Genomic DNA, 26,464 nt, shown 5'->3' on the forward strand with positions numbered 1-26,464 from the left:
TCGCGGACCGCAGGGCTCACCAGCGCGCACCGTCGCCGCGCAGCAGCCGCAGGCGGGCGGCGTGCACGGCCTAGCGGTCGAGCAGGGCCGCCAGGACGTCGCCGGCGCGGTCGACCGCGGCCCGGTCCACCTCGAGGGAGGTGACCAGCCGGATCCGGCGCGCGCTCACCTGCGACACCAGCACGCCCTGCGCCTTGGCGGCCTCGGCGACGACGGGCGCGGCGACGTCGTCGAGCACGACCATGTTGGTCTCCACCGTGGCCGGGTCGACGCCGAGCCGCTTGGCCAGCACCTGGGCGTGCTCGTGGTCCTCGGCCAGCCGCGGCAGGTGGTGCTCCAGGGCGTACAGCCCGGCCGCCGCCAGCACGCCGGCCTGGCGCATGCCGCCGCCGAGCCGCTTGCGCCACAGCCGGCCGGCGGCGATCCGCTCGGCGGAGGCCACCAGCACCGAGCCGACCGGCGCGCCCAGGCCCTTGGACAGGCACACCGACGCGGTGTCGGCCAGCCGGCCGTAGGTGGCCAGGTCCTCGCCGGAGGCGGCCGCGGCGTTCCAGATCCGTGCGCCGTCGAGGTGCACGGCGAACCCGCGCTCCCGGGAGGCGTCCCACAGCCGTCGCAGCTGGTCGAGGGGCTGCACCCGGCCGCCGCCGCGGTTGTGCGTGTTCTCCACGGCGACGGCGGCGGTCGCGGTCAGGTGCCAGTCGTCGCCCGGCCGGACCTGCGCGAGGAGGGCGTCGGCGTCGAGCAGCCCGCCGTCGGAGACGACGGTGCGGGTGGAGATGCCGAAGACGGCGGCCGCGGCACCCATCTCGTAGGTGACCACGTGCGCCTCGGCGTCGCAGAGCACCTCCTGGCCGGGCTCGCAGACCAGCCGCATGCCGATCTGGTTGCCCATCGTCCCCGAGGGCACGAACAGCGCGGCCTCGTGGCCGAACAGGTCGGCGACCTGCTCCTCCAGCGCCCGGATCGACGGGTCCTCGCCGTAGACGTCGTCGCCGACCTCGGCCTCGGCCATGGCCCGGCGCACGCCCGGCGTCGGCCGGGTGACGGTGTCCGACCGCAGGTCGATCAGGTCAGCCACGCAGCATCTCCGCGACCAGGAACGCCAGCTCCAGGGACTGGCCGGTGTTCAGCCGCGGGTCGCAGGCGGTCTCGTACCGGCTGTCCAGGTCGGCGTCGCTGATCTCCATGGCCCCGCCGAGGCACTCGGTGACGTCCTCGCCGGTCAGCTCGACGTGGATGCCGCCGGGCCAGGTGCCCAGCGCCCGGTGGACGTCGAAGAAGCCGAGGACCTCGTCGACGACGCGGTCGAAGTGCCGGGTCTTGTAGCCGGTCGGCGACTCGTGCGTGTTGCCGTGCATCGGGTCGCACTGCCACACGACCTGGTGGCCGCCGGCGGTGACCTTCTCCACGATACCGGGGAGGACGTCGCGGATCTTCCCGTTGCCCATCCGGCTGATCAGGGTGAGCCGGCCGGGGACGCCGTCGGGGTCGAGCCGCTCGACGAGCTCGGAGGCCTGCTCCGGGGTGGTGGAGGGCCCGATCTTGACGCCGATCGGGTTGGCGATCCGCGACATGAACTCCACGTGCGCGCCGTCGAGCTGGCGGGTGCGCTCGCCGATCCAGACGAAGTGCGCCGAGGAGGCGTAGGGCCGGCCCTCGTGCACCCGCAGCAGCGCCTGCTCGTAGTCGAGGATCAGCGCCTCGTGGCTGTTGTAGAGCTCGACGCCGCGCAGCGCGGTGTCGTCGACGCCGCAGGCCTTCATGAACGCCAGCGCGCGGTCGATCTCGCGGGCGATGACCTCGTAGCGGACGCCGGCCGGGGAGTTCGCGACGAAGTCCTTGTTCCAGTCGTGGACGGCGTGCAGGTCGGCCAGCCCGCCGCGGGCGTAGGCGCGGATCATGTTCATCGCCGCCGCGGAGTTGGCGTAGGCGCGCACCAGCCGGTTGGGATCGGGGATGCGCTTCTCGAGCACCGGCTCCAACGAGTTGACCATGTCGCCGCGGTAGGAGGGCAGGCCCAGGGCGTCGGTGTCCGACGAGCGCGGCTTGGCGTACTGCCCGGCGACCCGGCCGACCTTGACCACCGGCACGCTCGCGCCGTAGGTGAGGACGACGGCCATCTGCAGCAGCGTGCGGGTGGTGCTCTGCAGGTGCGGCTCGGTGTTGAGGTCGAAGGTCTCGGCGCAGTCGCCGCCCTGCAGCAGGAACGCCCTGCCCCGCGCGACCTCGGCCAGCCGCCCGCGCAGCTCGTCGACCTCGCTGGGCGCCACGATGGGCGGCACGCTCGACAGCGTGGACAGGACGGCGTCGAGGGCGCCGCGGTCGGGCCAGCTCGGCTGCTGGGCGGCGGGGGAGCTCCCGCCACCGGTCGAGACCGGGGGTCGGCTGCGCGGGATCGTTCACGCCCCCGAGGGTACGGGGGCCCCTCAGCCGAAGAAGACCTCCGCCTCCGCGTAACGCTCCAGGGGGACGAGCTTCAGCCGGGCGGTAGCCTCGGCGATCGGGACCGGGACGACGTCGGTGCCCCGCAGCGCCACCATGACCCCCGACTGCCCGGCGCGGACGGCCTCGACGGCGGCCAGGCCGAAGCGGGTGGCCAGCACCCGGTCGAAGGCCGAGGGCGTGCCCCCGCGCTGGACGTGCCCGAGCACGACCGCGCGCGCCTCCCGGCCGGTCCGCTCCTCCAGGACGGCGGCCAGCGCGGCGCCGACGCCGCCGAGCCGGACGTGCCCGAAGGCGTCGGTCTGGCCGGTGGAGGTGACCAGGTCACCGTCGGCGGGCCGGGCGCCCTCGGAGACGACGACGATCGGCGAGTAGCCGGACTCGAAGCGGTGCAGGCAGTGCGCCACCACCGCGTCGACGTCGAACGGGCGCTCGGGGATCAGCACGACGTTCGCGCCGCCGGCCATCCCCGCGTGCAGCGCGATCCACCCGGCGTGCCGGCCCATCACCTCGACCACGAGCGTGCGGTGGTGGCTGTCGCCGGTGGTGTGCAGCCGGTCGATGGCCTCCATCGCGACGCCGACGGCGGTGTCGAACCCGAACGTGTAGTCGGTGGCGTCGAGGTCGTTGTCGATCGTCTTGGGCACGCCCACCACCCGGAGGCCGCCGTCGGCCAACCGGGCCGCGACGCCGAGGGTGTCCTCGCCGCCCACCGGCACGAGCGCGTCGATGCCGCGCCGGGCCAGGGTGGCCCGCACCCGGTCGGGACCGCCCTCCAGCGCGTAGGGGTTGGTGCGCGAGGTCCCCAGCACGGTGCCACCCCGCGGCAGCAGTCCGCGGACGGCGGCGAGGTCGAGGAGGACGGCGTCGTCCTCCAGGACGCCGCGCCACCCGTCGCGGAAGCCGACCACCTCGTCCCCGCACTCGGTGCTCCTGCGGACGACGGCGCGGATGACGGCGTTGAGGCCGGGGCAGTCACCTCCGCCGGTCAGGATGCCGATCCGCATGGCTGCCTCCAGGAAGATCCCGGTCTGTTCGGTCGTTGGTCGGCGTCATGATGCCGCAGGTCGAGGAGCACGTCGCGTGCGCCGGGTGATCGCCGTCACGGGGGCCACCGGCGTGCTCGGCCGCAGGGTGGCCGAGCGGGTGGCCGGCGCGGGGGCCGACGTCGACCTGCGGCTGGTGGTGCGCGACGCCGGCCGCGCCCGGTTCCTCCCCGGCTCGGAGGTCGTCGAGAACCCCGGCGGCTACCGCGACCGGGCCGGTCTGGCCGCGGCGCTGGACGGCGTGCACACGCTCTACCTCGTCTCCGCCGCCGAGGCCGAGGACCGCGTGCAGCAGCACCTCACCGCCGTCTCCGCCGCCGCGGACGCCGGGGTGTCGCGGATCGTCTACACCTCCTTCACCGGCGCCGCCGACGACGCCGTCTTCACCCTGGCCCGCCACCACGCGGCCACCGAGCGGGCGATCGCGGCCACCGGCGCCCGGTGGACCGCCCTGCGACACGGCATGTACGCCGACTTCGTCGGCTTCCTCGCCACCGTCGAGGACGGCCGCGCGGTGATCGCCGCCCCGGCCGGCGACGGGCGGGCGTCCTTCGTCTCCCGCGACGACCTGGCCGACGTCGCCGCCGCCGTCCTGCTCGACGACTCCGGCGACCTCGACGGACGGGCGCTGGACGTCACCGGCCCCGCGGCGCTGTCCCTGGCCGAGGCCGCCGCCGTCCTCACCGAGGTCACCGGGCTGCCGGCCGAGTACCGGCAGCAGAGCGTCGAGGAGGCGTGGGCCACCCGCCGCCCGTCCGGGCACCCCGACTGGGAGATAGAGGGCTGGGTGAGCAGCTACCTGGCCATCGCCGCCGGCGAGATGGCGGCCGTGACCGACGCGGTGCCGCGGCTGACCGGGCACCCCGCCCGCACGGTGGCCGAGCACCTCCGGGCGCACCCGGAGGACTGGGCGCCGCTGGTCGGCTGATCCCCTCGGGGGAGGGCCTCGCGCCGTCCCACCCGGCGGCTCCGCCGGCTCGGTCCGTGCCGTGCCGCTCCGATCGGGCCCGGGGAGTCCGCGGGGAACCGGTGCAGCCACGGTCCGGAGGCGGTCCGGACCCGCTGCTCAGCGGTCCCGGACGGCCTCCATCACCCGCCACCGCGCGAGGTTGTACCGCGCGTCGACCAGCGCGTCGTGCGTGCCCGCCGGCTTGGGCGGCAGCCCGGGCCGGCCGACGTCGTCCCACCGCTGCCGCAGCTCACGGGTGAACCGGGGCACCGCCCGGGGCAGCGCCGTCATGGGCCCCCACAGCTGGGCCAGCGCCACGTGGTCGTAGGCGGCGAACCACGCCCACAGCTCCACCTCCTCGCCGGGACCGGTGAGGAAGGCGAGCAGGTCGTCGCGGATGCGCTGCCGGCTGCGCCACGCCCGGTCGGCCGGCGGCGGCAGCTGGTCGAGCACGTTGCGGCGCACCCACGGGATGGCCCGGCGCTCGTCGAACTCGGTGCTGACCGCGTAGAACTCCCGGCCGGTCTCGTCGACGACGCCGATGGAGACGAGGTCGATCGTCGTGCCGTCCTCGATGAACTCGGTGTCGTAGAAGTACCGGCGCACGCGCCCACCGTAGGTGCCTCGTGACGTGCTGGAACGGCCCCCTGCAGGGTCCCGCACCGAGCGGAGCGAGGTGTGGGGGCAGGGGGTCCTTCTTCAGCCGGCCAGTGACTCCGGGGGACAGCGGTCCCCGGCCTCGTCGGCCGGGGGCTGCAGCCGGCCGACGACGTCGGCGGCGCTGGCCCCCGTGGCGTCCATGGTCTTCTTGACCGTCGTGCCGTAGACGTCGACGTACTCCTGGCCCGACAGCGTCATGATCTCGTACATGATCTCGTCGGTGATCGACCGCTCGACGTAGCGGTCCCCGGCCAGGCCCTCGTAGCGGGAGAAGTCGAGCGGCTCGCCGAAGCGCACCGAGACCCGGAACAGCCGGCGCCCGAGCGGCCCGCGGCGCGGGGTGTAGGTCATCGCCAGCGGGACGACCGGGACGCCGGTCTCCAGCGCCATCCGCGCCACGCCGGTCTTCCCGCGGAACAGCCGGCCGTCGGGCGAGCGCGTGCCCTCCGGGTAGATGCCCAGCAGCCGGCCCTGGCGCAGCATCTCGATGCCGGTGCGGATGGCGCCCTCGGCGGCGGTGGCGCTGGAGCGGTCGATCGGCACCTGCCCGGCGCCGGCGAAGAAGGCCCGCCGCAGGAGGCCCGTGACGCCGGTCCCGGTGAAGTACTCGGCCTTGGCGAGGAAGGTGACCCGGCGCCGCAGCGACAGCGGCATGAAGACCCAGTCGGACGCCGACAGGTGGTTGCCCGCGAGGATCGCCGCGCCGGTCGCCGGCACGTGCTCACGGCCCTCCGCCCGGGGCCGGAAGACCAGCTTCGCGACCGGGCCGATCGCCACGTACTTGAGGAACCAGTAGAACAACACGCCTCCCTGTGGAACTGCCAGACTAGGGAGCCGGGTGCCCAGCCGACAATCGGACCCCGGGCGCGTTTCCCCAGCCCGCCGGGCGGCACCGCCGCCGGACGTCGAGGAGGACCACCGTGGCTGGAGACCGGCCGACCGGGTGGCGGGTGCCTGCCACCGGGACGCGTTCGTGACCGGCCCGCGGCGCGGCCGGGGCCGCCGCGACAACGGTCTGGACGCCGCGCTGTGGTCGCCGCTGCGCGACGTCGACCCCCGGGTGGGCGAGCACCTGCTCGACGTGCTGCGCGAGGCCGGGATCGCCGCCTACCTGGAACCGGCCGCCGACGTGGAGCCCTACACCCGCAACGTGTCCCTCCCCAGCCCGCCGGCCGACCGGCTCTTCGTCGACCGGGCGCGGGTGGGCGAGGGCCGGTCCCTGGTCGACCGGCACGCCGATGAGCACGCGCCGGCCGAGGCGGTGCGCGGCCCGGCGGCCGAGCGGCGCACCGTCCGCCGGGACCTCGACGAGGACGCCGAGTGGGCGCGCATCGTCGCGGCGTACGAGGCCGAGCACGGACGCACCGTCGTCGAGACGCCCACGCCGGCCCCCGCCGCGGCCGCGGTGCCGGAGGAGGAACCGGTCGGCGAGGAGCACTACGAGCCCCCGCCGCCGCCCCCGGTGCCGCTGCCCTCCCCCTCGACGCTGTACGCGGTCCTGCTCGCCGCCGCCGGCGCGGTGCTGGTCGGCGCGCCAGGGGTGCTCGGCCTGACCACCGACACGGGCCTGGTGCTCGGCGTGGCCGCCCTGGTGGGCAGTGCGGGGCTGTTCCTCTCGCGGATGCGCGAGCGGTCCACCGACGACGGCGACGACGGCGCCGTCGTCTGAGGGAGGGTCCTCCTGCCCCACCACTCGCTCCGCTCGCGGCAGGACCCTGCAGGAGGGCCGATCCCGACCAGCTCGCGCGGGCCGAGGGCGCCTGCGTCAGCCGCCGTCGCAGGCCGCGGCGCGCGCCAGGTCCGCGGCGCCGACCAGGCCGGCCTGGGCCCCGAGCGCGGCACCCACGACCCGCGGGCCCGGCCGGAAGCCGCGACCGGGCAGCGCCCGGTCGAGGCGCTCGCGCGCGGGCCGCAGCACCATCTCCCCCAGCACGCTGACCCCGCCGCCGATGACCACGACGTCGGGGTCGAGGACCGCGGCCAGGTCGGCGATGCCCTGCCCGAGCCACTCGCCGACGTCGCTGACCAGGCTCAGCGCGACCGGGTCGCCCTCGGCCGCGGCCCGGGCGACGTCCTCACCGGTGAGGCGGGCGGCGTCACCGTCGACCCGGTCGAGCAGCCGGGCCGCCGCGGCCGGTGACCGGGTGGCCACCTCGCGGGCGGTGGTGGCCAGGGCGCTGCCGCTGGCGTACTGCTCCCAGCAGCCGCGGTTGCCGCACGGGCACAGCCGGCCGTCGGGGACCACGCGCATGTGGCCCCACTCCCCCGCGACGCCGTGCGCGCCGCGCTGCAGCCGGCCGCCGGCGACGATGCCGCCGCCGATCCCGGTGCCGAGCGTGACGCAGAGGGCGAGGTCGGCGCCCCGGGCGGCGCCGAAGCGGTACTCGGCCCAGGCAGCGGCGTCGGCGTCGTTGCCCACCCACACCGGCCGCTGCAGCCGCGCGGCGAGGTCGCGCCGCAGGGAGCTGTGCCGCCAGGCCAGGTGGGGGCTGAACAGGACGACGTCCCCCGTGCGGTCGAACCACCCGGCCGCGCCCACGCCCACCGCGGCCATCGGCCCGCCGTGCCCGTCGGCGAGCTCGGCGACCACCTCGGCGACGGCGGCCTCGGTCTCGACGACCGAGGCGGTCGGGGTCGACCGGCGGGCGGTGGCGAGCACGGTGCCGTCGGGCGCGACGACGCCACCGGCCACCTTGGTGCCGCCGACGTCGACCCCGAGGGCGGGCAGCCCGGCGGGGTCGCTACCGGTGGCCACTCAGCCGATCTCGATGTGCTGGACGGGTGCGGCCGGCGGTGCCGCGGCCGGGGTGTCGGCGTCCGGACCGAGATCCTGACCGGCGCCCGGCCCTGTCGGCGCACCGGGTCCCGGGTCCGGTTCCGCGTCGGCGACGGCACGCAGCGCCGCCGCGGCGGTCATGAGGACGTCGGCCAGCGCCGCGGACACCTCCGGCCGGCGGGCGACGACGGCCAGCTGGCACACCGGGCACCAGCGGCAGTCGCCGCCGGGCACGTGGCCGCCCTGCCCGGCGCCGCCCTCCTCGCGGGCCTCGGTCCGCACCTCGGCCCAGGCCTCGGTCCAGGTCTGTCCCAGACCGGCCACGAGCCGCCGCGCCTGGTCGAGCCAGTCGGTTCCCTCGCTCACCGCGTCCTCCCCTCGGCCGCCAGCAGGTCGGCCGGCCACAGCTGCGGGTCCGCTGCGAACCCCACGTCCAGTCGCGCCGCGGCGGTGCCCGGGTCGGCGAGGCTGCCCGAGGTCACGACGCACCGGCGCAGCAGCGGGTCCAGGCGGATCGAGCGGCGGGTGCCGGCCGCGGTCACCACCAGGTCGTCCGCCCAGCGGGTTAGCGCCACCCCCGCCCGCTCGGCGAAGGGCAGCGGCAGGGCCAGCCGCCAGCCGCCGTCGACGCGTTCGGGCGCCAGGGACGGGGCGGTGCCGGCCGGGTCGGGCAGGTCCTCCAGCAGCGCGGCCAGCGCGTCGGCGTCCTCGGGGGCCCGCGCCGACTCGGGCACCGTCCGCAGCGGGGCGACGCCGGCGAGCGCGTCCAGCGCCGCCTCCTCGTCGGCGGCCCGCACGGCCCACCACGGCCCGGCCCCGCCCCCGGGGAGGACGCGGGCCAGCACGCCGACGGGGCGCTGCCCGTGCACGGCGAGCGCCGTCGTCGCGGTGCGCACGGCCGTGACGGCGGCCGGCCGCGGCGGGGCCACCAGCCAGACGGCGGTGCGCGCGGGGTCGGTCAGGGTCAGGCGGTCCAGCAGCGCCTCCAGCGCGGACACCGCGCCGAGGGCGACGTCGGCCGCGCCGCGGCGCAGCGTGCCGGCACGGACGGCGGCGGACCGGACGGCGCCCAGCACCCGCACCCGGGTGGGCACCGCCTGCTCCAGCCACCAGCGCAGCGCACCAGGCAGGGCGACCAGCCCCGCCGCCGCCTCCAGCGGCCCGGCGTCGAGGACCACGAGGTCGGCCGGGCTCCCGTCCCCGGCGACGCGGCCGAGGGCCGCGAGCAGCGCGAGCTCACCGGCGCCGGGCACCGGCACCACCGACGTGGCCGGCGGCAGGACGAGGTCGGGGACGGCGGTCGCGAGATCGGCGGCCCACCCGGCCCACAGCGCCTCCAGCCCGTCCTGCGGACCGGGCCGGACGACGTCGAGGCCCGGCTGCGCCGCCGTCCCGGACGGCGGGTCCTGCCGGGTGACCAGCACCGTGCGCCGCCCGGCGCGGGCGGCGCGCACGGCGGCGGCCGCGGCGAGGGTCGTGGTGCCGGCTCCGCCGGGACCGGTGAACAGCAGGATCGGCACGCCGGCTCAGCCCTCGACGCGCTTCTTGAGCTCCTTGAGCGCGGTGTCGAGGACGACCTTCTCCGCCCGGCGCTTGAGCAGCCCGATCATCGGGATCGCCATGTCGACGGTGAGCCGGTAGGTCACCTCGGTGCCACTGCCGGCCTCGCGCAGCGTGTAGGAGCCGTCCTGGCGCTTCATCAGCCTGCTGCTGACCAGGGTCCAGGAGACCTGCCGGTCGTCGTCCCACGTGTAGTCGAGGACGTAGTCGTCGCTGAGGACGGTGGCGTCGATGACGAAGCGCACCCGCCGGGCCCGCCCGTCGGGGCCGGTCTCGAGCACCTCGACGGTCTTGGCCGCCTGCACCCACTGCGGATAGGCCGGGAAGTCGGCGATCACCGCCATGACGTCGGTCGGCGGAGCCGAGACGACGATCGACTGGGTGGACTGCTCGGCCATGCGCAGAGGCTAACCGCTGCCCGTCGGGCCGCAGGTCCGCCCGTTCGGTCGCTACTCGCCGGTAGGAACGCCCCGGTAGATTCGGCGGGACGTGTCCCGCACGGACCGGCGGCACCGGCGCCCCGGCCGAGCGGGGAGGAAGGACGAGGCGTGCGCGAGTACAGCGTCCCCGCGATGACCGAGGTGGCCCCCGGCCAGGCGCTCACCGACATGCTGGCCGAGAACGTCGCCGAGCACGGAGACGAGGTCGGTCTGCGCGTCCAGCGCGACGGCCGGTGGGAGGACGTCACGTGGCGGGAGTTCGGCGAGCAGGTCGCCGGCGTCGCCAAGGGGCTCGTCGCGGCCGGCGTGCAGGCCGGTGACCGGGTCGCCCTGCAGGCCAAGACCCGCTACGAGTGGCCCGTCCTCGACTTCGCCATCTGGACCGCCGGCGCGGTCACCGTCCCCGTCTACGAGACCTCCAGCCCCGACCAGGTCGCCTGGATCCTCGCCGACTCCGGTGCCACGGCCGCGGTCGTGGAGCGCGCCGAGCACGCCGCCGCCGTCGACTCGGTGCGCGACCAGGCCCCCGACCTCGGCCCGCTCTACGTCATCGAGGACGACGCGGTCGGCACGCTCACCGCCGCCGGCGCCGACGTGCCCGACAGCGAGCTCGCCGCCCGGCGGGCGACGCTGGGCGCCGACAGCCTGGCCACGCTCATCTACACCTCCGGCACCACCGGCCGGCCCAAGGGCTGCGAGCTGACCCACGGCAACTTCCTCTTCGAGATCGACAACGGGATCACCCTGCTCGACCGCTACCTCGGTGAGGACGGCTCGCTGCTGCTGTTCATCCCGCTGGCGCACGTGCTCGCCCGCGTCCTGCAGGTCGGCGCGGTCCGGACCCGCACCGTCACCGGCCACACCCCGGACGTGAAGAACCTGCTGGAGGACCTCGGCGCGTTCCGGCCGACGTTCGTCCTCGCCGTCCCGCGGGTGTTCGAGAAGGTCTACAACTCCGCGAAGGCCAGGGCCGACGCCGACGGCAAGGGGAGGATCTTCGACCGGGCCGCCCAGGTGGCCGTCGACTGGTCCCGCGCCCAGGACACCGGCGGCCCCGGTCTGGCCCTGCGCGCGCAGCACGCGCTGTTCGACCGGCTCGTCTACGGCCGGCTGCGGGCCGCGCTCGGCGGGCGGTGCGCCGGCGCGATCTCCGGTGGCGCGCCGCTCGGCGAGCGGCTGGGCCACTTCTTCCGGGGCGTCGGCGTCACCGTGTTCGAGGGCTACGGCCTCACCGAGACCACGGCGGCCGCGTCGGTCAACCACGACGGCGCCCTGCGCATCGGCACCGTCGGCCGCCCGCTGCCCGGCGTCGCCGCCCGCATCGCCGACGACGGCGAGATCCTGCTCCGCGGCGGCGTCGTCATGCGCGGCTACTGGGCCAACCCGCAGGCCACCGCCGAGGCCGTCGACGCCGAGGGCTGGTTCCACACCGGCGACCTCGGCGAGATCGACACCGACGGCTTCATCCGGATCACCGGGCGCAAGAAGGAGATCCTGGTGACCGCCGGCGGCAAGAACGTCGCCCCCGCCGTCCTGGAGGACCGGCTGCGCGCGCACCGGCTGGTCAGCCAGTGCATCGTCGTCGGCGACCAGCGGCCGTTCATCGCGGCGCTGGTCACGCTCGACGCCGAGGCCCTGCCGCAGTGGCTGGAGGCCACGGGCAGGCCGGCCGACACGCCCGTCGCCGAGCTGGTCGACGACCCGGGTCTGCACGCCGAGCTGGACGCCGCCGTCGCCGAGGCCAACAAGGCCGTCTCGCACGCCGAGGCGATCAAGGAGTACCGGGTGCTGACCCAGGACTTCACCGAGGACAACGGGATGCTCACCCCGAGCCTGAAGCTCAAGCGCTCGGTGGTCGTGAAGGAGTTCGACGCCGAGATCGAGGCGCTCTACCGGTAGGGCCCCTCACCGTCGAGCAGGTCGGCGAAGGTGGCGGCGACCGTCGTCCAGGACCAGCGCTGCTCCACCCACGCCCGCCCGGCGGCGCCCATCGCGCGCGCCCGCGCCGGGTCGTCGAGGAGAGCGGTGACCGCGGCGGCCACCGTCACCGGGGAGCGGGGCTCGGCCACGACCGTCCCGGTCACGCCGTCGCGCACCGCCTCCGGGGCCCCGCCGGAGGTGCCGCCGACGACCGGCAGCCCGCACGCCGCCGCCTCCAGGTAGACCATCCCCAGCCCCTCGACGTCCAGACCGCCGCGGCGGGTGCGGCAGGGCATCGCGAACACGTCACCGGCGGCGTAGTGCTCGGGCAGCTGCGGGGGCGCGACCGGTCCGGTGAGCACCACGGAACCGTGCAGGCCGCGCCGGGTCACCGCCCGGCGCAGCCGCGCCTCGTCCGGACCGCCGCCCACCAGCAGCAGCCGCGCGCCCGGGTGCCGGGCCAGGACCGCCGGCCAGGCGGCGACCAGCACGTCCTGGCCCTTGCGGGGCACCAGCCGCGACACGCACACCACCACCGGCCCGTCCCCCAGCCCGTACCGCCGGCGCACCGCGGTCCCGTCGGCGGCCGGGGTGAACCGGTCGACGTCGACCCCCGGCGGGAGCTGCGCGAGCCGCGTCCGCCCGCCCAGCGCCGGCTCCAGGCGGCTGCGGGTGTACTCGCTGATGTAGGTCAGCACGTCGAGACCGCCGGCGATGCGGCGCAGCAGCTGCCGCGCCCCGGGCAGCGCCACCCAGCCGGTCTCGTGGCCGTGCGTGGCGCCCACCAGGTGCCGCACCCCCGCGGCGCGCAGCGCCGGTGCGAGCAGTCCCAGGGGGGCGGCCGCGCCGAAGAAGGCGGTGTCGCAGCCGTGCCCGGCGGCCAGCGCGGCGGCCGCGCGCGCGGTGGCACGGGTCGGTAGCAGCACCCCGGTGGGCCGGCGGACGACGGGGTAGGGCAGCCGCGCGTCGTGGGCCTCCCAGCCCGGTGAGCGGGAGGCGAGCACGACCAGCGAGTCGGGCGGCCGGCGCTCCAGCAGCGCGGCGACGAAGGTCTGGATGCCGCCCTGCCGCGGCGGGAGGTCGTTGGTGACGACGAGGGTGCGCCGGGAGCCGCTCACCGCTCGCCCAGCCGCAGCCAGTCCTCGGCCAGGGCGATCCGCTGCGCCGCCGTCGGGTGCGAGCCGAAGAACCACTGCCACGGCGCCGGCGGGCTCGGGTCGGACACGTTGGTCTCGGCCAGCCGGCGCTGCATCTCGATGAACGCCGCGGCGTCGCCGGTCAGGTCGAGGGCGTGCAGGTCGGCGCGCGCCTCCACGTGCCGGGAGACGACGTTCTGCACCGGGGTGGCCACGAACGAGCCGAGGGCCGCGAGCAGCAGGACCAGCGGCACGACGCGCGGGTCGCCCGGGGAGTCGGCCCCGGTCCGCCGCAGCAGCGGCGGGCAGGCGAGCAGCCAGCCGAGCAGGGCGACGGCGGCGGCCGCACCGAGTGCGCCCATCAGCGTGCCGGTGAGGACGTCGTCGGTGGCGACGTGGCCGAGCTCGTGGGCGACGATCGACTCGGTCTCGTCGTCGGGGACGTCGGCCAGCAGCGTGTCGTACAGGACGACGCGGCGGGTCGAGCCGAAGCCGGAGACGTAGGCGTTGAGGGACGTCGTCCGCCGGGAGGCGTCGGCGACCAGCACGTCCTCGACCGGCGTCCCGCCCTCCTCGGCCAGCTCCAGCAGGTCGGTGCGCAGCTGGCCGGCCGGCAGCGGCTGGAAGCTGTTGAACGCCGGCTCGATGACCACGGGGTAGAGGAAGGAGCCGGCCACCACGAGAACGGCCGCTCCGGCCGCCGTCCACGCCCACCAGGTGCGCGGTGCCCGCCGGGCCAGCGCGACCAGCACCAGCAGGGCCAGCGCGGTGAGGCCGGCGTCGATGGCGGTGGAGACGGCGACGTCGCGCAGCCACAGCGGCCACGAGCGGGTGGAGAGCCCGTAGCGGTGCCGCACCACCTCGCCGTAGGCCGACACCGGCAGCGTGGCCAGCCGTCCGACCACGACGAGGACGACCGTGCCGAGCAGCGTCTGCCACGGCCAGCGTCCGCCGAGGGGCCGCGCGACCGCCGTCACCAGCCGGCTGCCCAGCCGGGTGAGGCCCAGCAGGACCGAGACGCCCAGCCCGAGCAGCAGGCCCGCCAGCGAGGCGGGGCGGATCTCGGCAGCCAGGGCCTGGGCCCGCCGGACGACGTCGACGGGCAGCCCCGCGTCGGCGCTGACCGGCGTCACGCCACCGGGCGGCTGCGGCAGGAGCGTCCACGGCGTCCGGACGACGATGACGACCACGAGGGCGGCCCCGAGCACGGCCGCGACCAGCAGGGCGGCGCGAGCGCCTCCCCGGCCCGCCGCGCTCACCCGGCCGATCCTAGGTGGCCGCGCGCGTCCGGCCCGGGACGCCCCGGCCGACGGCCGGACCACGAGCGGCACGGACTGTCCGGGACACGGCGAGGGCCGGGGACCCGCAGGTCCGCGGCCCTCGCCGCCTGCCCAGCGGTCCCGTCGAGGACACCGCCGCCGGCTCCGTCCCGGGTCCCGCCGCGAGCCTGCGAGGGGCGGGGGCAGCGAGGTCCTTCCTCAGGCGATGCGACGCATGGCGGTGATGCCGCCCATGGAGTCGACCGGCACGACCTTCACCGGCTCGCTGGAGGTCGCGGCGTGCACCATCTGGCCGTTGCCGATGTACATCGACACGTGGCTGACCGGGCTGAAGTAGAAGATCAGGTCACCGGGCTGCAGCTGCGACCGCGAGACGGCGGTGCCCATCCGCGACTGCATGCCGCTCGAGTGCGGCAGGCTGATCCCCGCCGCGGCGTACGCGTACTGCGTCAGACCCGAGCAGTCGAAGGCGTCCGGACCGCCGGCGCCCCAGACGTAGGCGTCGCCCACCTGGGCCAGCGCCGTCCGCACCGCCGCCTGGGCCGCGCCGCTGCCGCCACCGGCCGGGGCCGGAGCGGGTGCCGCCGCGGCCGGGGCCGCCGGGGCGCTGTCGCCGACCGTGCCGCCCGCCGTGGGAGCCTGCTGTGCCGCGGGGGCCGGCTGTGCGGCGGCCTGCTGGGCGGCGAGGGCCGCCTGCGCGGCGGCCGCCGCCTCCCGCTCCGCGGCGGTGAGCGCGGCGACCTGGGCCTGGTAGTCGGCGACGTCGTCCCGGAGCTGCGTCTCCTGGGCGGTCAGGCCGTCCAGGGTCTGCTGCGCGGCGGCCTCGGCGGCCTCGGCGTCGGCCTGGGCCCGGTCGGCCGCGGCGGCGGCGTCGCCCACCTCGGTCAGCACCTCGGTGGTGTGACCGGCGATCCGGTCGAGCACGGCCAGCCGGCTGACGAAGTCCTCGGCCGACTCGCTGGTCATCAGCAGGTCGAGCTCGGGCATCGTGTCGCCGCCGGTGTAGGCGCTGCGGGCCACCTGGCGGATCTGCCTGTCGAGGGAGTCGAGCCGGGCCTGCGCGTCGGCGACGGCCCGGTCGGCCTCCTCGGCGGCGGACCGCTGCTGGGCGAGCACCTCGCGGGCCTCGTTGACCTGCTCGGAGACGACCTCGAGCCGGTGGCCGGCGTCGGCGGCGAGCTGGGCGGCCTGCGCCGACGTGGTCGCCTGCTCGGGATCGGCCGTCGCGGTGCCGGGGAGGAGGGCCAGCGTCAGGCTGGCGGCGGTGCCCACGAGCGCGGTCCGGCCGAGGCGGCGGACCAACGGGGGGCGGTGCGGGCCGGCGGTGTGACCGGCGGTGGAACCGGTGGCGCGGCGGGCGGTGGACTGTGGACGTGCATGCCCCAGGGCAGGGCGGGGGGTCGCCACGGGCGGCGGCTCTCCGTTCTTCCTCAGCAACCGCCTACCGAGTTAGCTGACGGGTTCGGGCCGGGAAGACGTGCCCTATCCCCCGCGCGCCGGTGTCCCGGCGCGCGCGAGAACTCACCCCAGTGCTGCGGTGGGTCCCCGGTTCACCCGACGCACACCCCTTGGGACGGCGTCCGGCGATTCGGCGGTGCCCGGCCGAGGCCACCTCGCATCGGGTGACGACCACCCGGCCGGACGGGGCCACCGTACGGACGTGATGAGGTTGTGACAAACGCGGGTCCTGTTACCTGTGAGAACTCGCACTGTGAGGAAGGACGCCACTCCCGTGCGTCGTCCTCGGCCGTGTCTCACCCCGTCCGCCCTGCTCAGCCTGGTGTCAGCCGGTGCGCCGCCGCTGGGCCGGCCGGTGACGCAGCGGAGGCACGAGTCCGCCCTCGGCGAGCGCCCGGACGGCGCGCCGCTCGACGTCGTCGAGCTCCACCACCACGCCCGGCCGGGGCAGCACGACGTCGTCGGCCCCTGACGCCCGCGCGGCCGGGACGGGGGGCACCGGCAGCAGCACGGGCTCGGTGCCCCGCTCCCCCGGTGGCGCGCCCAGCAGGGCGGTGACGACGCAGTCGGCGCAGCCGGCGCCGCGGGCGGTGCACGAGTCGCAGTCGATGAGCATGGCCGTGTCCCTCCGGTGTCCCGGCCGCGCCGCCCGGGTGCGGGCCGCGGTCGGGACGGTCTCCCTGTCGGTTGCCGCGGACGCTAGGGACGGCCACCGACAGTCCCGGCTCAGCTGCCCGCGTACTCCCAGTGCCAGGGCTCCTCGCGGCCGTTGCCGGGGTCGGCCCACGTGGGGTGCAGCCAGCCGAACCGGCCGGCGTTGGCGACCATCCAGGCGTACTGCGGGGTGCCGAAGGCCTCCACGCCCCCGCACAGGTCGACCGCCAGCCCCCAGCCGTGGTTGCTCGTGCCCGGCACGGCCGCGAGTGCCGGCTTCTCCCCGTACAGCCGCACCTGCGCGGCGTAGGTGCGGTAGGAGTCGGTGGTGCACAGCGGGTCGCCGAAGGCCTCGGTGAACGCCGCGCTCATCGCCCGCCAGGCCGCGGCCGCGTCGCAGCGCAGCGCGTGGCCGGCCACGCCCAGCGGGCACAGGGCGCTCGGCGGGATCAACCCGTTGGGGTAACCGCCCCAGGCGCGTGCGCCGTCGACCGTCGGCGGGTGCACGGGGTTGCCGCACTCGACCCGCAGCGCGCCCCCGGTCGGCCCGGGCGCCGGTTCCCCCGGCTGCGGCCCCAGGCTCGGGCGACCGACGCGCAGCACCTGGTCGGCGGGCAGCCGCCGGACGACGACGGCACCGGCCCGGCCGTCGGCGGCCAGCATCGTCTGCCGGTCCAGGGCGATGCCGACGTGGCCGAGGCCGGCCTCCGGGGTGCCGAGGAACACCAGGTCCCCGGGCAGGACGTCGGCGGGGTCGACCGGCGTGGTGACGGCGTAGAGCCCGGCCTGGTCGGCGGGCAGGTCGACGCCCGCGGCGCCGTAGGCCGCGGACACCAGGGAGCCGCAGTCCCAGGAGTCCGGGCCGGCCGTCCCGGGGGCGTAGGGCCTGCCGAGCGCCGCCATCGCCGTGCTGACCGCCGCGACGGTCTCCGCGGGGAGCACCAGCAGCGACGTCGGCTGGCGGGGCAGCAGCGCGGCGCCGCGCTGCACCCCGCCGGCGGCCGCGCCCACCGGCGCCAGCCCGGCCGGCAGGCCGGACGCCGGGTCGAGCAGGGCCGCGGCCGGCGGCGACCGCACCCCCGCCGCGTCGAGCTCCCCGAGGTGGGCCCGCCAGTTGAGCGCCGTCTGCGCGTTGACGTCGACCTGCTGCCGCTGGAGCTGCGCCAGTTGCCGGTCGACCTCCCCCAGGGCGGCGTCGAGCTCGCCGGTGACCGCGGCCGCGGCCGCCTCGAGCTCCCCCACCTCCGCGGTCAGCCGGTCGGCCCGGTCCTGCGCGTCGGCCAGCGTGGCGTCGGCGGCCACCTGCCGGGCCAGCGCGGCCCGCTGCTGCCGTTCGGCCGCACCGACGACCTCGGCGGTGTGCGCGTCGACCGCCTCGAGGTAGCCGAGCGCCGTGGCGACGTCGCCGGGGTCGCCACCGGCGAGCAGGACGGTGAGGGGGGTGAGCGCGCCGCCGTCGCGGTAGACCGCGGAGGCGTACTCCGCGACCACCGCCCGGAGGCGGCCCAGCTCGTCCTCGGCGGCGTCCACGGCGGCCTGCGCGGCCGCGACCGCGGCCTCCGCCCCGGTGAGCGCCTGCCGCGCCCCGGCCACCTCGGCCTGCCGCCGCTGCAGGTCGGCCTGCACCTCGGCGGCGCGCTGCTGCAGCCGGTCGAGCGCCTCGCTGTCGAGCACCCCGCTGGTGCTCCCGGGCTGGTCGCTGGGCGCAGCGGCGGCCGGCCCCGCCGGCGCCACGGCGAGCAGCGCCGCGAGCAGCACGGCGAGCAGCACCGCGAGCACCGGGGCGGCCACCGCGAGCGCCGCCCGCCGGAGGACGCGTCGCCGGGAGCGGGCGCGCATCGGACCCCCTCGTCTGCCCGGACCACCGCGGCCCGTCGCGGGATCGTCCACCACCACCACCGGCTCCCGCCAGCGATCCGGAGCCCTCTCCCCCTCCCGGACGAGGAGCGGTCCCGGGCGTCGCGTTCCACGACTGTCCGACCCCTGGCCTACCGTCCCGCCGTGCCCCTTCCCAGCGCCCGTCCCGGCGGCACCGGGTCCCGGCTCCCCCGGCACGAGCAGGCCTCCACGCACCCCGGCCAGGAGCCCACCCGCCCCCACCAGGCCACCATCGACGAGCTGGGGACGCCGCTGGCCGCGGTCACGTTCGTCGTCGTCGACCTCGAGACGACCGGCGGCTCGCCCAAGGACTGCGCGATCACCGAGATCGGCGCGGTGAAGGTGCGCGGCGGTGAGGTGCTCGGGGAGTTCCAGACGCTGGTCGACCCCGGCTGCGAGGTGCCGCCCTACATCAGCGTGCTCACCGGCATCACCACCGCGATGGTCGCCGCCGCCCCGCGGATCGGCGCGGTGCTGCCGGCCTTCCTGGAGTTCGCCCGCGGCGCGGTGCTGGTGGCGCACAACGCGCCGTTCGACCTCGGCTTCCTCCGGGCCGCCTGCGCCCAGACCGGCACCGCCTGGCCCGCGGCCGCCTCCGTCGACACCGCCGTCCTCGCCCGTCGGCTGCTCTCCCGCGACGAGGTGCCCAACTGCAAGCTGGCCACCCTGGCGCCGTTCTTCTCCGCCGCCACCGCGCCCTGCCACCGGGCGCTGGACGACGCCCGCGCGACCGTCGACGTCCTGCACGGCCTGTTCGAGCGGCTCGGCCCCCTCGGGGTCACCTCGCTCGAGGAGCTCACCGGCCTGACCCGCCAGGTCGACCCGGAGCGCCGGCGCAAGCGGCACCTCGCCGAGCACGTCCCCCCCGGCCCCGGCGTCTACGTCTTCCGCGGCCCGCGCGACGAGCCGCTCTACGTCGGGACGTCGAACGACCTGCGCACCCGGGTGCGCAGCTACTTCTCCTCCAGCGAACAGCGCAGCCGGATGACCGAGATGGTCGCGCTCGCCGAGCGGGTCGACGCCCTCCCCTGCGCGCACGACCTCGAGGCCGCCGTCCGGGAGCTGCGGCTCATCGCCGAGCACAAGCCGCGCTACAACCGCCGCTCGCGGTTCCCCGAGCGGGCGCTGTGGCTGCGGCTCACCGACGAGCCCTTCCCGCGACTGTCGGCCGTGCGGCGCGTGCGCCCCGGCGCCGGCGTGTTCCTCGGCCCGTTCGCCGACCGGCGGGCGGCCGACGCGGCCGCCGCGGCCATCCACGAGTCGCTGCCGCTGCGGCAGTGCACCTCCCGGCTCTCGCCGCGCGTGCTCACGGCCGCGTGCGCGCTCGCGGGCATGGGCCGCTGCGGCGCTCCCTGCACCGGGGCGCAGTCGGTCGAGGAGTACGCCGCGATCGCCGCGGTGCTGCGCGCCGCGGTGGCCGGCGACCCGCAGGCGCTGGTCTCCCCGCTGCTCGACCGCGTCGACCGGCTGGCCGGGGAGGAGCGCTTCGAGGACGCCGCGGTGCTGCGCGACCGGGTCGCCGTCCTGGTGCGTGCCGTGCGCCGGCGCCAGCGCCTGGAGTCCCTGGCCGCCGTCCCCGAGCTGGTGCTGGCCCGGCCCGACGGCGCGGGCGGGTGGCACCTGTCGATCGTGCGGCGCGGCCGGCTGGTGGCCGCGGGGGGCGCCGCCCGCGGGTCCTCCGTCCGCGAGGCGCTGGCCGGCCTGCGCGCCACCGCCGAGACGCCGACCGGTCCCGACGGCGAGCTGGCCGCCTCCGTCGACGAGACCGAGCTGGTGCTGCGGTGGATGGAGAAGCCGGGCAGCCGGCTGGTCGAGGTCCACGGCACGCTGGCCTGCGCCGCGCCCGGCACCGGGGGCCTCAGCGGTTTCCTCGCCCGCGTGGAGGCCGGCCGGGCGCTGCGTGACCCGTTCGCCGACGGCCGGCAGCTGGGCACCCGGGCGCGGCCCGAGCGGGTGGCGGCAGGGGCGCCGACCGTGGGCGGCCCCCACCCGGCGCCGCTAGCATCCCGGGCGTGATCACCGCCATCGTGATGATCGACGCGGCCACCGACGCGATCGGCGAGGTGGCGCAGGCGATCGCCGACCTCGAGGGGGTCAGCGAGGTGTACTCCGTCGCTGGTGACGCCGACCTCGTCGCCGTCGTGCGGGTCCGCGAGTTCGAGCAGATCGCCGAGGTGATCGCCGGCCGGATCAACAAGGTGCCCGGCGTCCTCGACACCGACACCCACATCGCCTTCCGCGCCTACTCGCGGCACGACCTCGAGGCGGCCTTCTCCCTGGGCCTGGAGAACGCCGACTAGCGTCCGGCCGCCGCCCGGCTGACCGCCACCCAGCGCTCGAGCAGCGCGGCCGCCCGGCCGTCGTCGACGGCCGCGGCCGCCCGCTGCACCCCCGCCGCCAGGGACGCCGTGAGCCCACCGCCCCGCTCGTCGAAGGCGGTCAGCGCCGCGCCGGCGTTGAGCAGCACCGCGTCGCGCACCGCTCCCCGCTCACCGCCCACCACCCGCCGGAAGACGTCGGCGTTGTGCGCCGGGTCCCCTCCCCGCAGCGCGTCCGGGCCGGCCGGGGCGATGCCGAGGTCGGCGGGGTCGACCACGCCCGGGGTCACCGCGCCGTCGCGGGCCACCCACACCCGCGACGTCGTCGCGGTGGTGAGCTCGTCGAGGCCGTCGTCGCCGCGGAAGACCAGGGCCCGGCCGCCGCGGGCGGCGACGACCTCGGCGAGGACCGGGGACATGCGGACGTCGGCGCAGCCGATCGCGGCAGCCACCGGGCGGGCCGGGTTGGTCAGCGGCCCGAGGAAGTTGAACACCGTGCCGATGCCCATCTCCCGCCGCGGCGCGGCGGTGTGCCGGAAGCCGGGGTGGAAGACGGGCGCGAAGAAGAAGCCGATCCCGGCCTCCTGCACGCAGCGGGCCACGGCCGGGGCCGGGAGGTCGATGACGACGCCGAGGGCCTCCAGGACGTCGGCGGCCCCCGAGGACGACGACGCCGCACGGTTGCCGTGCTTGGCGACGGGGGCGCCCGCGGCCGCGGTCACGACAGCGGCCATCGTGGAGATGTTGACCGTGTGCGCGCCGTCCCCGCCGGTGCCCACGACGTCGACCGTGGCGACCGGCAGGTCCACCGGCGTCGCCCGCTCCAGCATGGTGGCGGCCAGCCCGGCGACCTCCGCCGGCGCCTCGCCCTTGGCCCGCAGCGCGACGGCGAACGCCGCCACCTGTGCGGGGGTGGCCTCCCCGGTCATCACCTCGCGCATGGCCCAGGCCGTGTCGCCGGCGCCGAGGTCCTCACCGGCCAGCAGGCGCGTGAGCAGCCCGGGCCACGTGGGCCCGGGAGAGCGGCCGCTCACCGCGAGACGGGTCGCCGGGCCGCCCGGTCGCGCAGCAGCCCGGCGACGACCTGCGGTGCGGTCAAGGGGTCGATGGGCAGGGCCAGCGTGCCGTCGGCGCGCGACCAGTGCGCCAGCCACCGGTCGGGCTGGCGGGCGATGAGGACGCAGATCGCCGGGCGGTCGGCCACCTCGACGACCAGCTGCCGCGAGAGCGCCAGGCCGCCGGTGGGCTGGGCCTCGCCGTCGAGGACGCAGAGGTCCACGCCGCCGCCGTCCACGGTGTCGACGACGTCCTCGCCGGTCGCGCACTCCACCCACGTCAGCGGCCCGACGTCGGGTGCCGGACGGCGGCCGACGGCGGTGCGGACGGCCTCGCGGACCTCCGGCCGGGAGCTGTAGACCAGGACGGTGGCCGGCGCGTCGCTCACCTGCGGCAGCCTAGTGGCAGCCGCGATCCCGGCCCGGGGCGCCCGGCACCCGATCGGGGGACGTCTCGGGGCGGTCACGGCGCCGCCGCGCCACCACACCCGCGGTCGTCGGGTTTCGAGACCCGGTGCCATGATGGTCGGCGTGACAACGGCCCCCGTGGCGAGCAGCACCTTCGACACCTCGCGGGTGCACTCCCTGACCCGACCGAACATGGTCAGCGTCGGCACGATCATCTGGCTCTCCAGCGAGCTGATGTTCTTCGCCGGGCTGTTCGCCATGTACTTCACCGCACGGGCGCGCTCGACCGAGGGCTGGCCCCCCGAACCGACCGAACTGAACCTGCCGTACGCGCTGGTCTTCACGCTGATCCTGGTGGCCTCCTCGGTCACCTGCCAGATCGGCGTCTTCGCGGCGGAGAGCGGCAACGTCTACGGCCTGCGCCGGTGGTTCACCATCACCTTCGTCATGGGCCTGGCGTTCGTCCTCGGCCAGGCCAACGAGTACCGCGTGCTGGTCACCGAGCACGCGACCACGATCTCGAGCTCCACCTACGGCTCGGTCTTCTACCTGACGACCGGCTTCCACGCGCTGCACGTCATCGGCGGCCTCGTGGCCTTCGTCTTCGTGCTCATCCGGTCCACCATGGGCCGCTTCACGCCGGCACAGGCGACCTCGGCCATCGTGGTCTCCTACTACTGGCACTTCGTCGACGTCGTGTGGGTCGGGCTCTTCGCCACGATCTACCTGATCCGCTAGGGAACCGGTGTCCACCACGAACCCCCAGTCCGACAGCCAGCCCGACGAGGTGCCGGGCCGCCGGCTCAGCTGGTCGCGGCGTCCGGGAGCGGGGACCCCGGCGGCCGCCGCCCGCGCCCGCCGTCGCTCCAAGCAGCGCCGCCGCGTGGCCAACGTCGCCGCGCTCATGGCCGGTCTCCTCCTGACCGGCGCCCTCTACTCGATCCTCGCACCCGGGGCCCAGGCCGCCGACGAGGGCAGCGAGTCCAGCGCGGAGGCCGCCGGCCGCGAGCTCTACGAGCGCAGCTGCATCAGCTGCCACGGCGAGAACCTCGAGGGCGTGCCCAACCGCGGGCCCTCGCTGATCGGCGTCGGCGAGGCGGCCGTCTACTTCCAGGTGCACACCGGCCGCATGCCGCTGGTGCGCCAGGACGCCCAGGCCCCCGACAAGCCGGCCATCTTCTCCGACGAGGAGATCGACCAGCTGATGGCCTACGTGCAGGCCAACGGCGGTGGCCCCACGCTGCCCTCGGGCGACCTGCGCGACGGCGACCTCGCCGCCGGTGGTGAGCTGTTCCGGCTCAACTGCTCGTCCTGCCACAACTTCGTCGGCGAGGGCGGCGCCCTCTCCTCGGGCAAGTACGCGCCCAGCCTCGAGGACGCCAACGACCTCGAGATCTACGCCGCCATGCTGACCGGGCCGGAGAACATGCCGGTCTTCGGGGACAACCAGATCACCCCCGAGGAGAAGCGGTCGATCATCAACTACGTCCAGACGATCACCGACATGCCCGACCCGGGTGGCGCCGGCATCGGCCGGATCGGCCCGGTGAGCGAGGGCCTGGTCATCTGGGTCGTCGGGATCGCCGCCCTGCTGTTCGGGATCTTCTGGATGGGGAGCAAGGCGTGACCACGCACGACACCCGCCCCGGCTCGACCGGCGGCGCGGACACCCCCGGCCCGCTGCACGGCGGCCCGGACGACGACTACACCCCCGAGCAGCTCGCGACCATCCCGCGCGAGGACCTCGACCGGCTCGGCGCCCGCTACGACGGTGTCGAGATCCTGCACGTCGACCCGGGCCCGGAGCCCGGCTCGAACCTGGAGAAGCGCGCCGTCCGCCAGGTCGGTCTGTTCTTCGGCCTCGCCGGGCTGTGCGCCTTCGGGTTCGCCGTGGTGTACGCCGGTGCCGGCTGGTTCCTGCCCGACTGGGAGTGGGAGCTGGGCAGCAGCACCTTCAGCGTGCTGTACACCCCGCTGCTCGGCGCGCTCATGGCCCTGGCGTTCACCTTCTTCGGCGTCGGGCTGGTGCTCTACACCAAGAAGCTGCTGCCGCACGAGACCGCCGTGCAGGACAAGCACGACGGCTCGCACTTCGACCGGGTGACCACGGGCGCCACCCTCGTCGGCGGCCTGCACAACAGCGGGCTGGCCCGCCGCAAGCTGATCACCCGCACGCTGGTGTTCATGGGCGGCGGCCTCGGCATCATGCTGCTCGCCCCGCTCGGCGGTCTGATCAAGAACCCGAACAAGGGCAACCCGCTGGGCACCACCGCCTGGGCCGAGGGCGTGCGGCTGGTCCGTGACGACGGCACCCCGATCCGCCCGGGTGACCAGGTGCCGGGCTCGCTGGAGACGGTCTTCCCGGCCGTCCCCGAGGGCAACCGGCTCACGGACGTGGCCACGATGCTCATCCGGCTGCGTCCCGCGCAGGCGCAGGAGGCCACGCCACGCGAGGGCCAGGAGGACTTCGGCTACGGCGATTACGTCGCCTACTCCAAGATCTGCACGCACGCCGGCTGCCCGGTGTCGCTGTACGAGCAGGAGACCAGCCGCATCCTCTGCCCGTGCCACCAGTCGCAGTTCGACGTGACGCAGGGCGCCAAGCCGGTCTTCGGCCCGGCCACCCGCTCGCTCCCCCAGCTGCCCATCACAGTCGACGACGAGGGGTTCTTCGTCGCACGCAGCGACTACATTGAGGCCGTGGGTCCCACCTACTGGAACCGGGAGCGCATCTGATGGCCCGTACCGCCACCAAGCCAGGAGCACCCACCACGCTCCTCGGCAAGGCCGCTCTCGAGGTGGACGACCGGCTCATCGTCGCCGGTCCCCTCCGCAGGACGCTCAACAAGGTCTTCCCCGACCACTGGTCGTTCCTGCTCGGCGAGATCGCGCTCTACTCCTTCATCATCCTGCTGCTCACCGGCACGTACCTGACGTTCTTCTTCCAGGCCTCGATGGTCGAGGTCACCTACAACGGCACGTACGCACCGCTGCGCGGCATCGACATGTCGATCGCCTACGCCTCGACGCTGGACCTCTCCTTCGACGTCCGCGGCGGTCTGCTGATCCGGCAGATGCACCACTGGGCCGCGCTGCTGTTCATGGCCTCGATCGTCTGCCACATGCTGCGGATCTTCTTCACCGGCGCCTTCCGCCGGCCGCGGGAGACCAACTGGCTGATCGGCGTCGCGCTGCTGATCCTCGGCATCTTCGAGGGCTTCGCCGGCTACTCGATGCCCGACGACCTGCTCTCGGGCACCGGCCTGCGCATCATGTCGGCGATCATCCTGTCCATCCCGGTCGTCGGCACCTGGGTCCACTGGGCGGTCTTCGGCGGTGACTACGTCGGCGAGCTGATCGTGGGGCGGCTCTACATCGCCCACGTGCTCATCATCCCGGCGATCCTCCTGGCGCTCATCGCGCTGCACATGCTGATCCTGGTCAAGCAGAAGCACACCCAGTTCCCCGGTCCCGGCCGCACCGAGCACAACGTGATCGGCAACCGGCTCTTCCCGACCTTCGCCGGGAAGGCGACCGGCCTGATGATGGTGGTCTTCGGTGTCGTCGCCGCGCTCGGCGGTCTGGTGCAGATCAACCCGGTGTGGCTGTGGGGTCCGTACAACCCGTCGCAGGTGTCCGCGGCGTCCCAGCCCGACTGGTACGTCATGTTCCTCGACGGGTCGACGCGTCTGTTCCCGGCCTGGGACATCTACCTGCCGGGCAACTACAACATCCCGGCGCTGTTCTGGCCGACGGTCGTCCTGCCGGGCATCATCTTCACGCTCCTGCTGGCCTATCCGATGCTGGAGCGGAAGCTGACCGGCGACACCGCCTCGCACCACCTGCTGCAGCGCCCGCGCGACGTCCCCGTGCGGACCTCGCTCGGCATGATGGCGATCTCGTTCTACGTGGTGCTGCTGCTGTCGGGCGCCAACGACGTCATCGCCGACAAGTTCGACATCAGCCTCAACGCGATGACCTGGATCGGTCGCATCGGCCTGATCATCGTGCCGCCGATCGTCTACGTGATCACCTACCGGATCTGCCTGGGTCTGCAGCAGCACGACCGCGAGATCCTCGAGCACGGCATCGAGACCGGCGTCATCCGGCGCCTGCCGCACGGTGAGTTCATCGAGGTCCACCAGCCGCTCGGCCCGGTCGACCACCACGGTCACGGCGAGCTCGCCTACGGCGGCGCTCCGGTGCCCAAGAAGATGAACCAGGTCGGTGGCGCTCGCCGGGCCATCCGCGGCTTCTTCTCGCCCATCGAGGAGCCCGCGGCGGTCGAGCTCGAGCAGCGCGGCGAGGAGCGCGGGCTGGCCCCGGCCGACCCGCACCGGGAGCTCACCACCAGCGGGCGCCCGGCCGAGGGTGGCCGTCCCTCCGAGGGCGGACGCCCCAGCGAGGGCGGGCGTCCCTCCGAGGGTGGCCGGCCGCAGGAGCCGCGCGACTGACCTGCGAGCGATCGACGCCCCCGCCAG

The 26,464-nt window shown here is 75.8% G+C and carries 25 protein-coding genes and 1 riboswitch; of the genes, 9 read left to right on the plus strand and 16 right to left on the minus strand.

Annotated features, from left to right (window positions below):
* Positions 1 to 70: 70 nt before the first annotated feature.
* From ACWIZO_RS23685 to ACWIZO_RS23695, 3 genes are read right to left on the minus strand one after another with little or no spacing between them, the layout of a single operon-like run.
* The gene (locus ACWIZO_RS23685) at positions 71 to 1,081 is read right to left on the minus strand and encodes a threonine aldolase family protein (RefSeq protein ID WP_448640046.1); all 1,011 of its coding nucleotides are present in this window, start codon (positions 1,079 to 1,081) and stop codon (positions 71 to 73) included.
* On the minus strand, positions 1,074 to 2,399 hold the full coding sequence (locus tag ACWIZO_RS23690) for a class II 3-deoxy-7-phosphoheptulonate synthase (protein ID WP_448642994.1): 1,326 nt from the start codon (positions 2,397 to 2,399) through the stop codon (positions 1,074 to 1,076). Before ACWIZO_RS23690 ends, ACWIZO_RS23685 begins: the two co-directional genes overlap by 8 nt.
* A 30-nt stretch (positions 2,400 to 2,429) precedes the next feature.
* Positions 2,430 to 3,452, minus strand: a complete 1,023-nt coding sequence (locus ACWIZO_RS23695; RefSeq protein ID WP_448640047.1) for an ATP-dependent 6-phosphofructokinase — start codon at positions 3,450 to 3,452, stop codon at positions 2,430 to 2,432.
* A 76-nt stretch (positions 3,453 to 3,528) separates the two neighbouring features.
* Between ACWIZO_RS23695 and ACWIZO_RS23700 the strand changes: the two genes are divergently transcribed.
* Positions 3,529 to 4,419 (plus strand): NmrA family NAD(P)-binding protein, encoded by an 891-nt coding sequence (locus ACWIZO_RS23700; RefSeq protein WP_448640048.1) that lies wholly within the window; start codon positions 3,529 to 3,531, stop codon positions 4,417 to 4,419.
* A gap of 138 nt (positions 4,420 to 4,557) precedes the next feature.
* On the opposite strand, the gene ACWIZO_RS23705 is transcribed toward ACWIZO_RS23700, so the two are convergent.
* Both ACWIZO_RS23705 and ACWIZO_RS23710 read right to left on the minus strand, forming a co-directional pair.
* Positions 4,558 to 5,046: a polyadenylate-specific 3'-exoribonuclease AS gene (locus ACWIZO_RS23705; RefSeq protein WP_446761284.1), complete on the minus strand. Its 489-nt coding sequence runs from the start codon at positions 5,044 to 5,046 to the stop codon at positions 4,558 to 4,560.
* A 93-nt stretch (positions 5,047 to 5,139) separates the two neighbouring features.
* Positions 5,140 to 5,904: a lysophospholipid acyltransferase family protein gene (locus tag ACWIZO_RS23710; RefSeq protein ID WP_448640049.1), complete on the minus strand. Its 765-nt coding sequence runs from the start codon at positions 5,902 to 5,904 to the stop codon at positions 5,140 to 5,142.
* A gap of 169 nt (positions 5,905 to 6,073) precedes the next feature.
* Here ACWIZO_RS23710 and ACWIZO_RS23715 point away from each other — a divergent pair, with 169 nt between their 5' ends.
* Positions 6,074 to 6,769, plus strand: a complete 696-nt coding sequence (locus ACWIZO_RS23715; protein ID WP_448640050.1) for a hypothetical protein — start codon at positions 6,074 to 6,076, stop codon at positions 6,767 to 6,769.
* A gap of 96 nt (positions 6,770 to 6,865) precedes the next feature.
* Here ACWIZO_RS23715 and ACWIZO_RS23720 read toward each other — a convergent pair whose 3' ends face one another.
* Genes ACWIZO_RS23720 through ACWIZO_RS23735 form a run of 4 tightly spaced genes read right to left on the minus strand, consistent with a single transcriptional unit; the run spans position 6,866 to position 9,834 of the window.
* Positions 6,866 to 7,855: an ROK family glucokinase gene (locus ACWIZO_RS23720; RefSeq protein ID WP_448640051.1), complete on the minus strand. Its 990-nt coding sequence runs from the start codon at positions 7,853 to 7,855 to the stop codon at positions 6,866 to 6,868.
* Positions 7,856 to 8,242 (minus strand): hypothetical protein, encoded by a 387-nt coding sequence (locus tag ACWIZO_RS23725; RefSeq protein ID WP_448640052.1) that lies wholly within the window; start codon positions 8,240 to 8,242, stop codon positions 7,856 to 7,858.
* Positions 8,239 to 9,396, minus strand: a complete 1,158-nt coding sequence (locus tag ACWIZO_RS23730) for an ArsA-related P-loop ATPase (protein WP_448640053.1) — start codon at positions 9,394 to 9,396, stop codon at positions 8,239 to 8,241. The genes ACWIZO_RS23725 and ACWIZO_RS23730 overlap by 4 nt, the downstream gene beginning before the upstream one ends.
* Before the next feature lie 6 nt (positions 9,397 to 9,402).
* Positions 9,403 to 9,834, minus strand: a complete 432-nt coding sequence (locus ACWIZO_RS23735) for an SRPBCC family protein (RefSeq protein ID WP_448640054.1) — start codon at positions 9,832 to 9,834, stop codon at positions 9,403 to 9,405.
* 150 nt (positions 9,835 to 9,984) lie between these two features.
* On the opposite strand from ACWIZO_RS23735, the gene ACWIZO_RS23740 reads away from it, so the two are divergent.
* Positions 9,985 to 11,775 carry an AMP-dependent synthetase/ligase gene (locus tag ACWIZO_RS23740; RefSeq protein ID WP_448640055.1) on the plus strand — a complete coding sequence of 597 codons (1,791 nt, stop codon included), beginning with the start codon at positions 9,985 to 9,987 and terminating at the stop codon, positions 11,773 to 11,775.
* On the opposite strand, the gene ACWIZO_RS23745 is transcribed toward ACWIZO_RS23740, so the two are convergent.
* From ACWIZO_RS23745 to ACWIZO_RS23765, 5 genes are all read right to left on the minus strand, one after another.
* On the minus strand, positions 11,766 to 12,914 hold the full coding sequence (locus tag ACWIZO_RS23745; RefSeq protein WP_448640056.1) for a glycosyltransferase family 4 protein: 1,149 nt from the start codon (positions 12,912 to 12,914) through the stop codon (positions 11,766 to 11,768). The two genes, ACWIZO_RS23740 and ACWIZO_RS23745, sit on opposite strands and share 10 nt — an antisense overlap.
* Positions 12,911 to 14,191 (minus strand): M48 family metalloprotease, encoded by a 1,281-nt coding sequence (locus ACWIZO_RS23750; protein WP_448640057.1) that lies wholly within the window; start codon positions 14,189 to 14,191, stop codon positions 12,911 to 12,913. Before ACWIZO_RS23750 ends, ACWIZO_RS23745 begins: the two co-directional genes overlap by 4 nt.
* A 219-nt stretch (positions 14,192 to 14,410) precedes the next feature.
* Entirely contained in the window at positions 14,411 to 15,484 is a 1,074-nt protein-coding gene (locus ACWIZO_RS23755; protein ID WP_448640058.1) for an NlpC/P60 family protein, read from the minus strand.
* Between the two features lie 151 nt (positions 15,485 to 15,635).
* Positions 15,636 to 15,801: riboswitch (cyclic di-AMP (ydaO/yuaA leader) on the minus strand.
* Positions 15,802 to 15,995: 194 nt separating this feature from the next.
* Complete coding sequence (locus ACWIZO_RS23760; RefSeq protein WP_448640059.1) at positions 15,996 to 16,286, minus strand: hypothetical protein; 291 nt, start codon at positions 16,284 to 16,286, stop codon at positions 15,996 to 15,998.
* A gap of 110 nt (positions 16,287 to 16,396) precedes the next feature.
* Positions 16,397 to 18,163 (minus strand): NlpC/P60 family protein, encoded by a 1,767-nt coding sequence (locus tag ACWIZO_RS23765; RefSeq protein ID WP_448640060.1) that lies wholly within the window; start codon positions 18,161 to 18,163, stop codon positions 16,397 to 16,399.
* 162 nt (positions 18,164 to 18,325) lie between these two features.
* Here ACWIZO_RS23765 and ACWIZO_RS23770 point away from each other — a divergent pair, with 162 nt between their 5' ends.
* Both ACWIZO_RS23770 and ACWIZO_RS23775 read left to right on the plus strand, forming a co-directional pair.
* Positions 18,326 to 20,218 (plus strand): DEDD exonuclease domain-containing protein, encoded by a 1,893-nt coding sequence (locus ACWIZO_RS23770; protein ID WP_448640061.1) that lies wholly within the window; start codon positions 18,326 to 18,328, stop codon positions 20,216 to 20,218.
* Positions 20,215 to 20,502, plus strand: a complete 288-nt coding sequence (locus ACWIZO_RS23775) for an Lrp/AsnC family transcriptional regulator (RefSeq protein WP_448640062.1) — start codon at positions 20,215 to 20,217, stop codon at positions 20,500 to 20,502. Before ACWIZO_RS23770 ends, ACWIZO_RS23775 begins: the two co-directional genes overlap by 4 nt.
* On the opposite strand, the gene trpD is transcribed toward ACWIZO_RS23775, so the two are convergent.
* On the minus strand, positions 20,499 to 21,554 hold the full coding sequence (gene trpD / locus ACWIZO_RS23780; protein ID WP_448640063.1) for an anthranilate phosphoribosyltransferase: 1,056 nt from the start codon (positions 21,552 to 21,554) through the stop codon (positions 20,499 to 20,501). The genes ACWIZO_RS23775 and trpD overlap by 4 nt on opposite strands.
* Entirely contained in the window at positions 21,551 to 21,964 is a 414-nt protein-coding gene (locus ACWIZO_RS23785) for a hypothetical protein (RefSeq protein ID WP_446761301.1), read from the minus strand. The genes trpD and ACWIZO_RS23785 overlap by 4 nt, the downstream gene beginning before the upstream one ends.
* A 133-nt stretch (positions 21,965 to 22,097) precedes the next feature.
* On the opposite strand from ACWIZO_RS23785, the gene ctaE reads away from it, so the two are divergent.
* The 4 genes from ctaE to qcrB are packed head-to-tail and all read left to right on the plus strand — an operon-like array spanning position 22,098 to position 26,437.
* Complete coding sequence (gene ctaE, locus ACWIZO_RS23790) at positions 22,098 to 22,721, plus strand: aa3-type cytochrome oxidase subunit III (protein ID WP_448640064.1); 624 nt, start codon at positions 22,098 to 22,100, stop codon at positions 22,719 to 22,721.
* 7 nt (positions 22,722 to 22,728) lie between these two features.
* Positions 22,729 to 23,610, plus strand: coding sequence for a cytochrome bc1 complex diheme cytochrome c subunit (gene qcrC / locus ACWIZO_RS23795; RefSeq protein ID WP_448640065.1), 882 nt, complete (start codon positions 22,729 to 22,731; stop codon positions 23,608 to 23,610).
* Positions 23,607 to 24,719 (plus strand): cytochrome bc1 complex Rieske iron-sulfur subunit, encoded by a 1,113-nt coding sequence (qcrA, locus tag ACWIZO_RS23800; RefSeq protein WP_448640066.1) that lies wholly within the window; start codon positions 23,607 to 23,609, stop codon positions 24,717 to 24,719. Before qcrC ends, qcrA begins: the two co-directional genes overlap by 4 nt.
* On the plus strand, positions 24,719 to 26,437 hold the full coding sequence (gene qcrB, locus ACWIZO_RS23805; RefSeq protein ID WP_448640067.1) for a cytochrome bc1 complex cytochrome b subunit: 1,719 nt from the start codon (positions 24,719 to 24,721) through the stop codon (positions 26,435 to 26,437). The genes qcrA and qcrB overlap by 1 nt, the downstream gene beginning before the upstream one ends.
* Positions 26,438 to 26,464: the final 27 nt, after the last annotated feature.

Source organism: Geodermatophilus sp. URMC 63, from assembly GCF_053502565.1.

Excerpts from the sequence above, each read along its gene's own strand:
- ACWIZO_RS23765 (WP_448640060.1), bottom strand. The coding sequence starts at position 18,163 with ATGCGCGCCCGCTCCCGGCGACGCGTCCTCCGGCGGGCGGCGCTCGCG.
- ACWIZO_RS23760 (WP_448640059.1), bottom strand. The coding sequence starts at position 16,286 with ATGCTCATCGACTGCGACTCGTGCACCGCCCGCGGCGCCGGCTGCGCC.
- qcrB (WP_448640067.1), top strand. The coding sequence starts at position 24,719 with ATGGCCCGTACCGCCACCAAGCCAGGAGCACCCACCACGCTCCTCGGC.
- ACWIZO_RS23695 (WP_448640047.1), bottom strand. The coding sequence starts at position 3,452 with ATGCGGATCGGCATCCTGACCGGCGGAGGTGACTGCCCCGGCCTCAAC.
- ctaE (WP_448640064.1), top strand. The coding sequence starts at position 22,098 with ATGGTCGGCGTGACAACGGCCCCCGTGGCGAGCAGCACCTTCGACACC.
- ACWIZO_RS23735 (WP_448640054.1), bottom strand. The coding sequence starts at position 9,834 with ATGGCCGAGCAGTCCACCCAGTCGATCGTCGTCTCGGCTCCGCCGACC.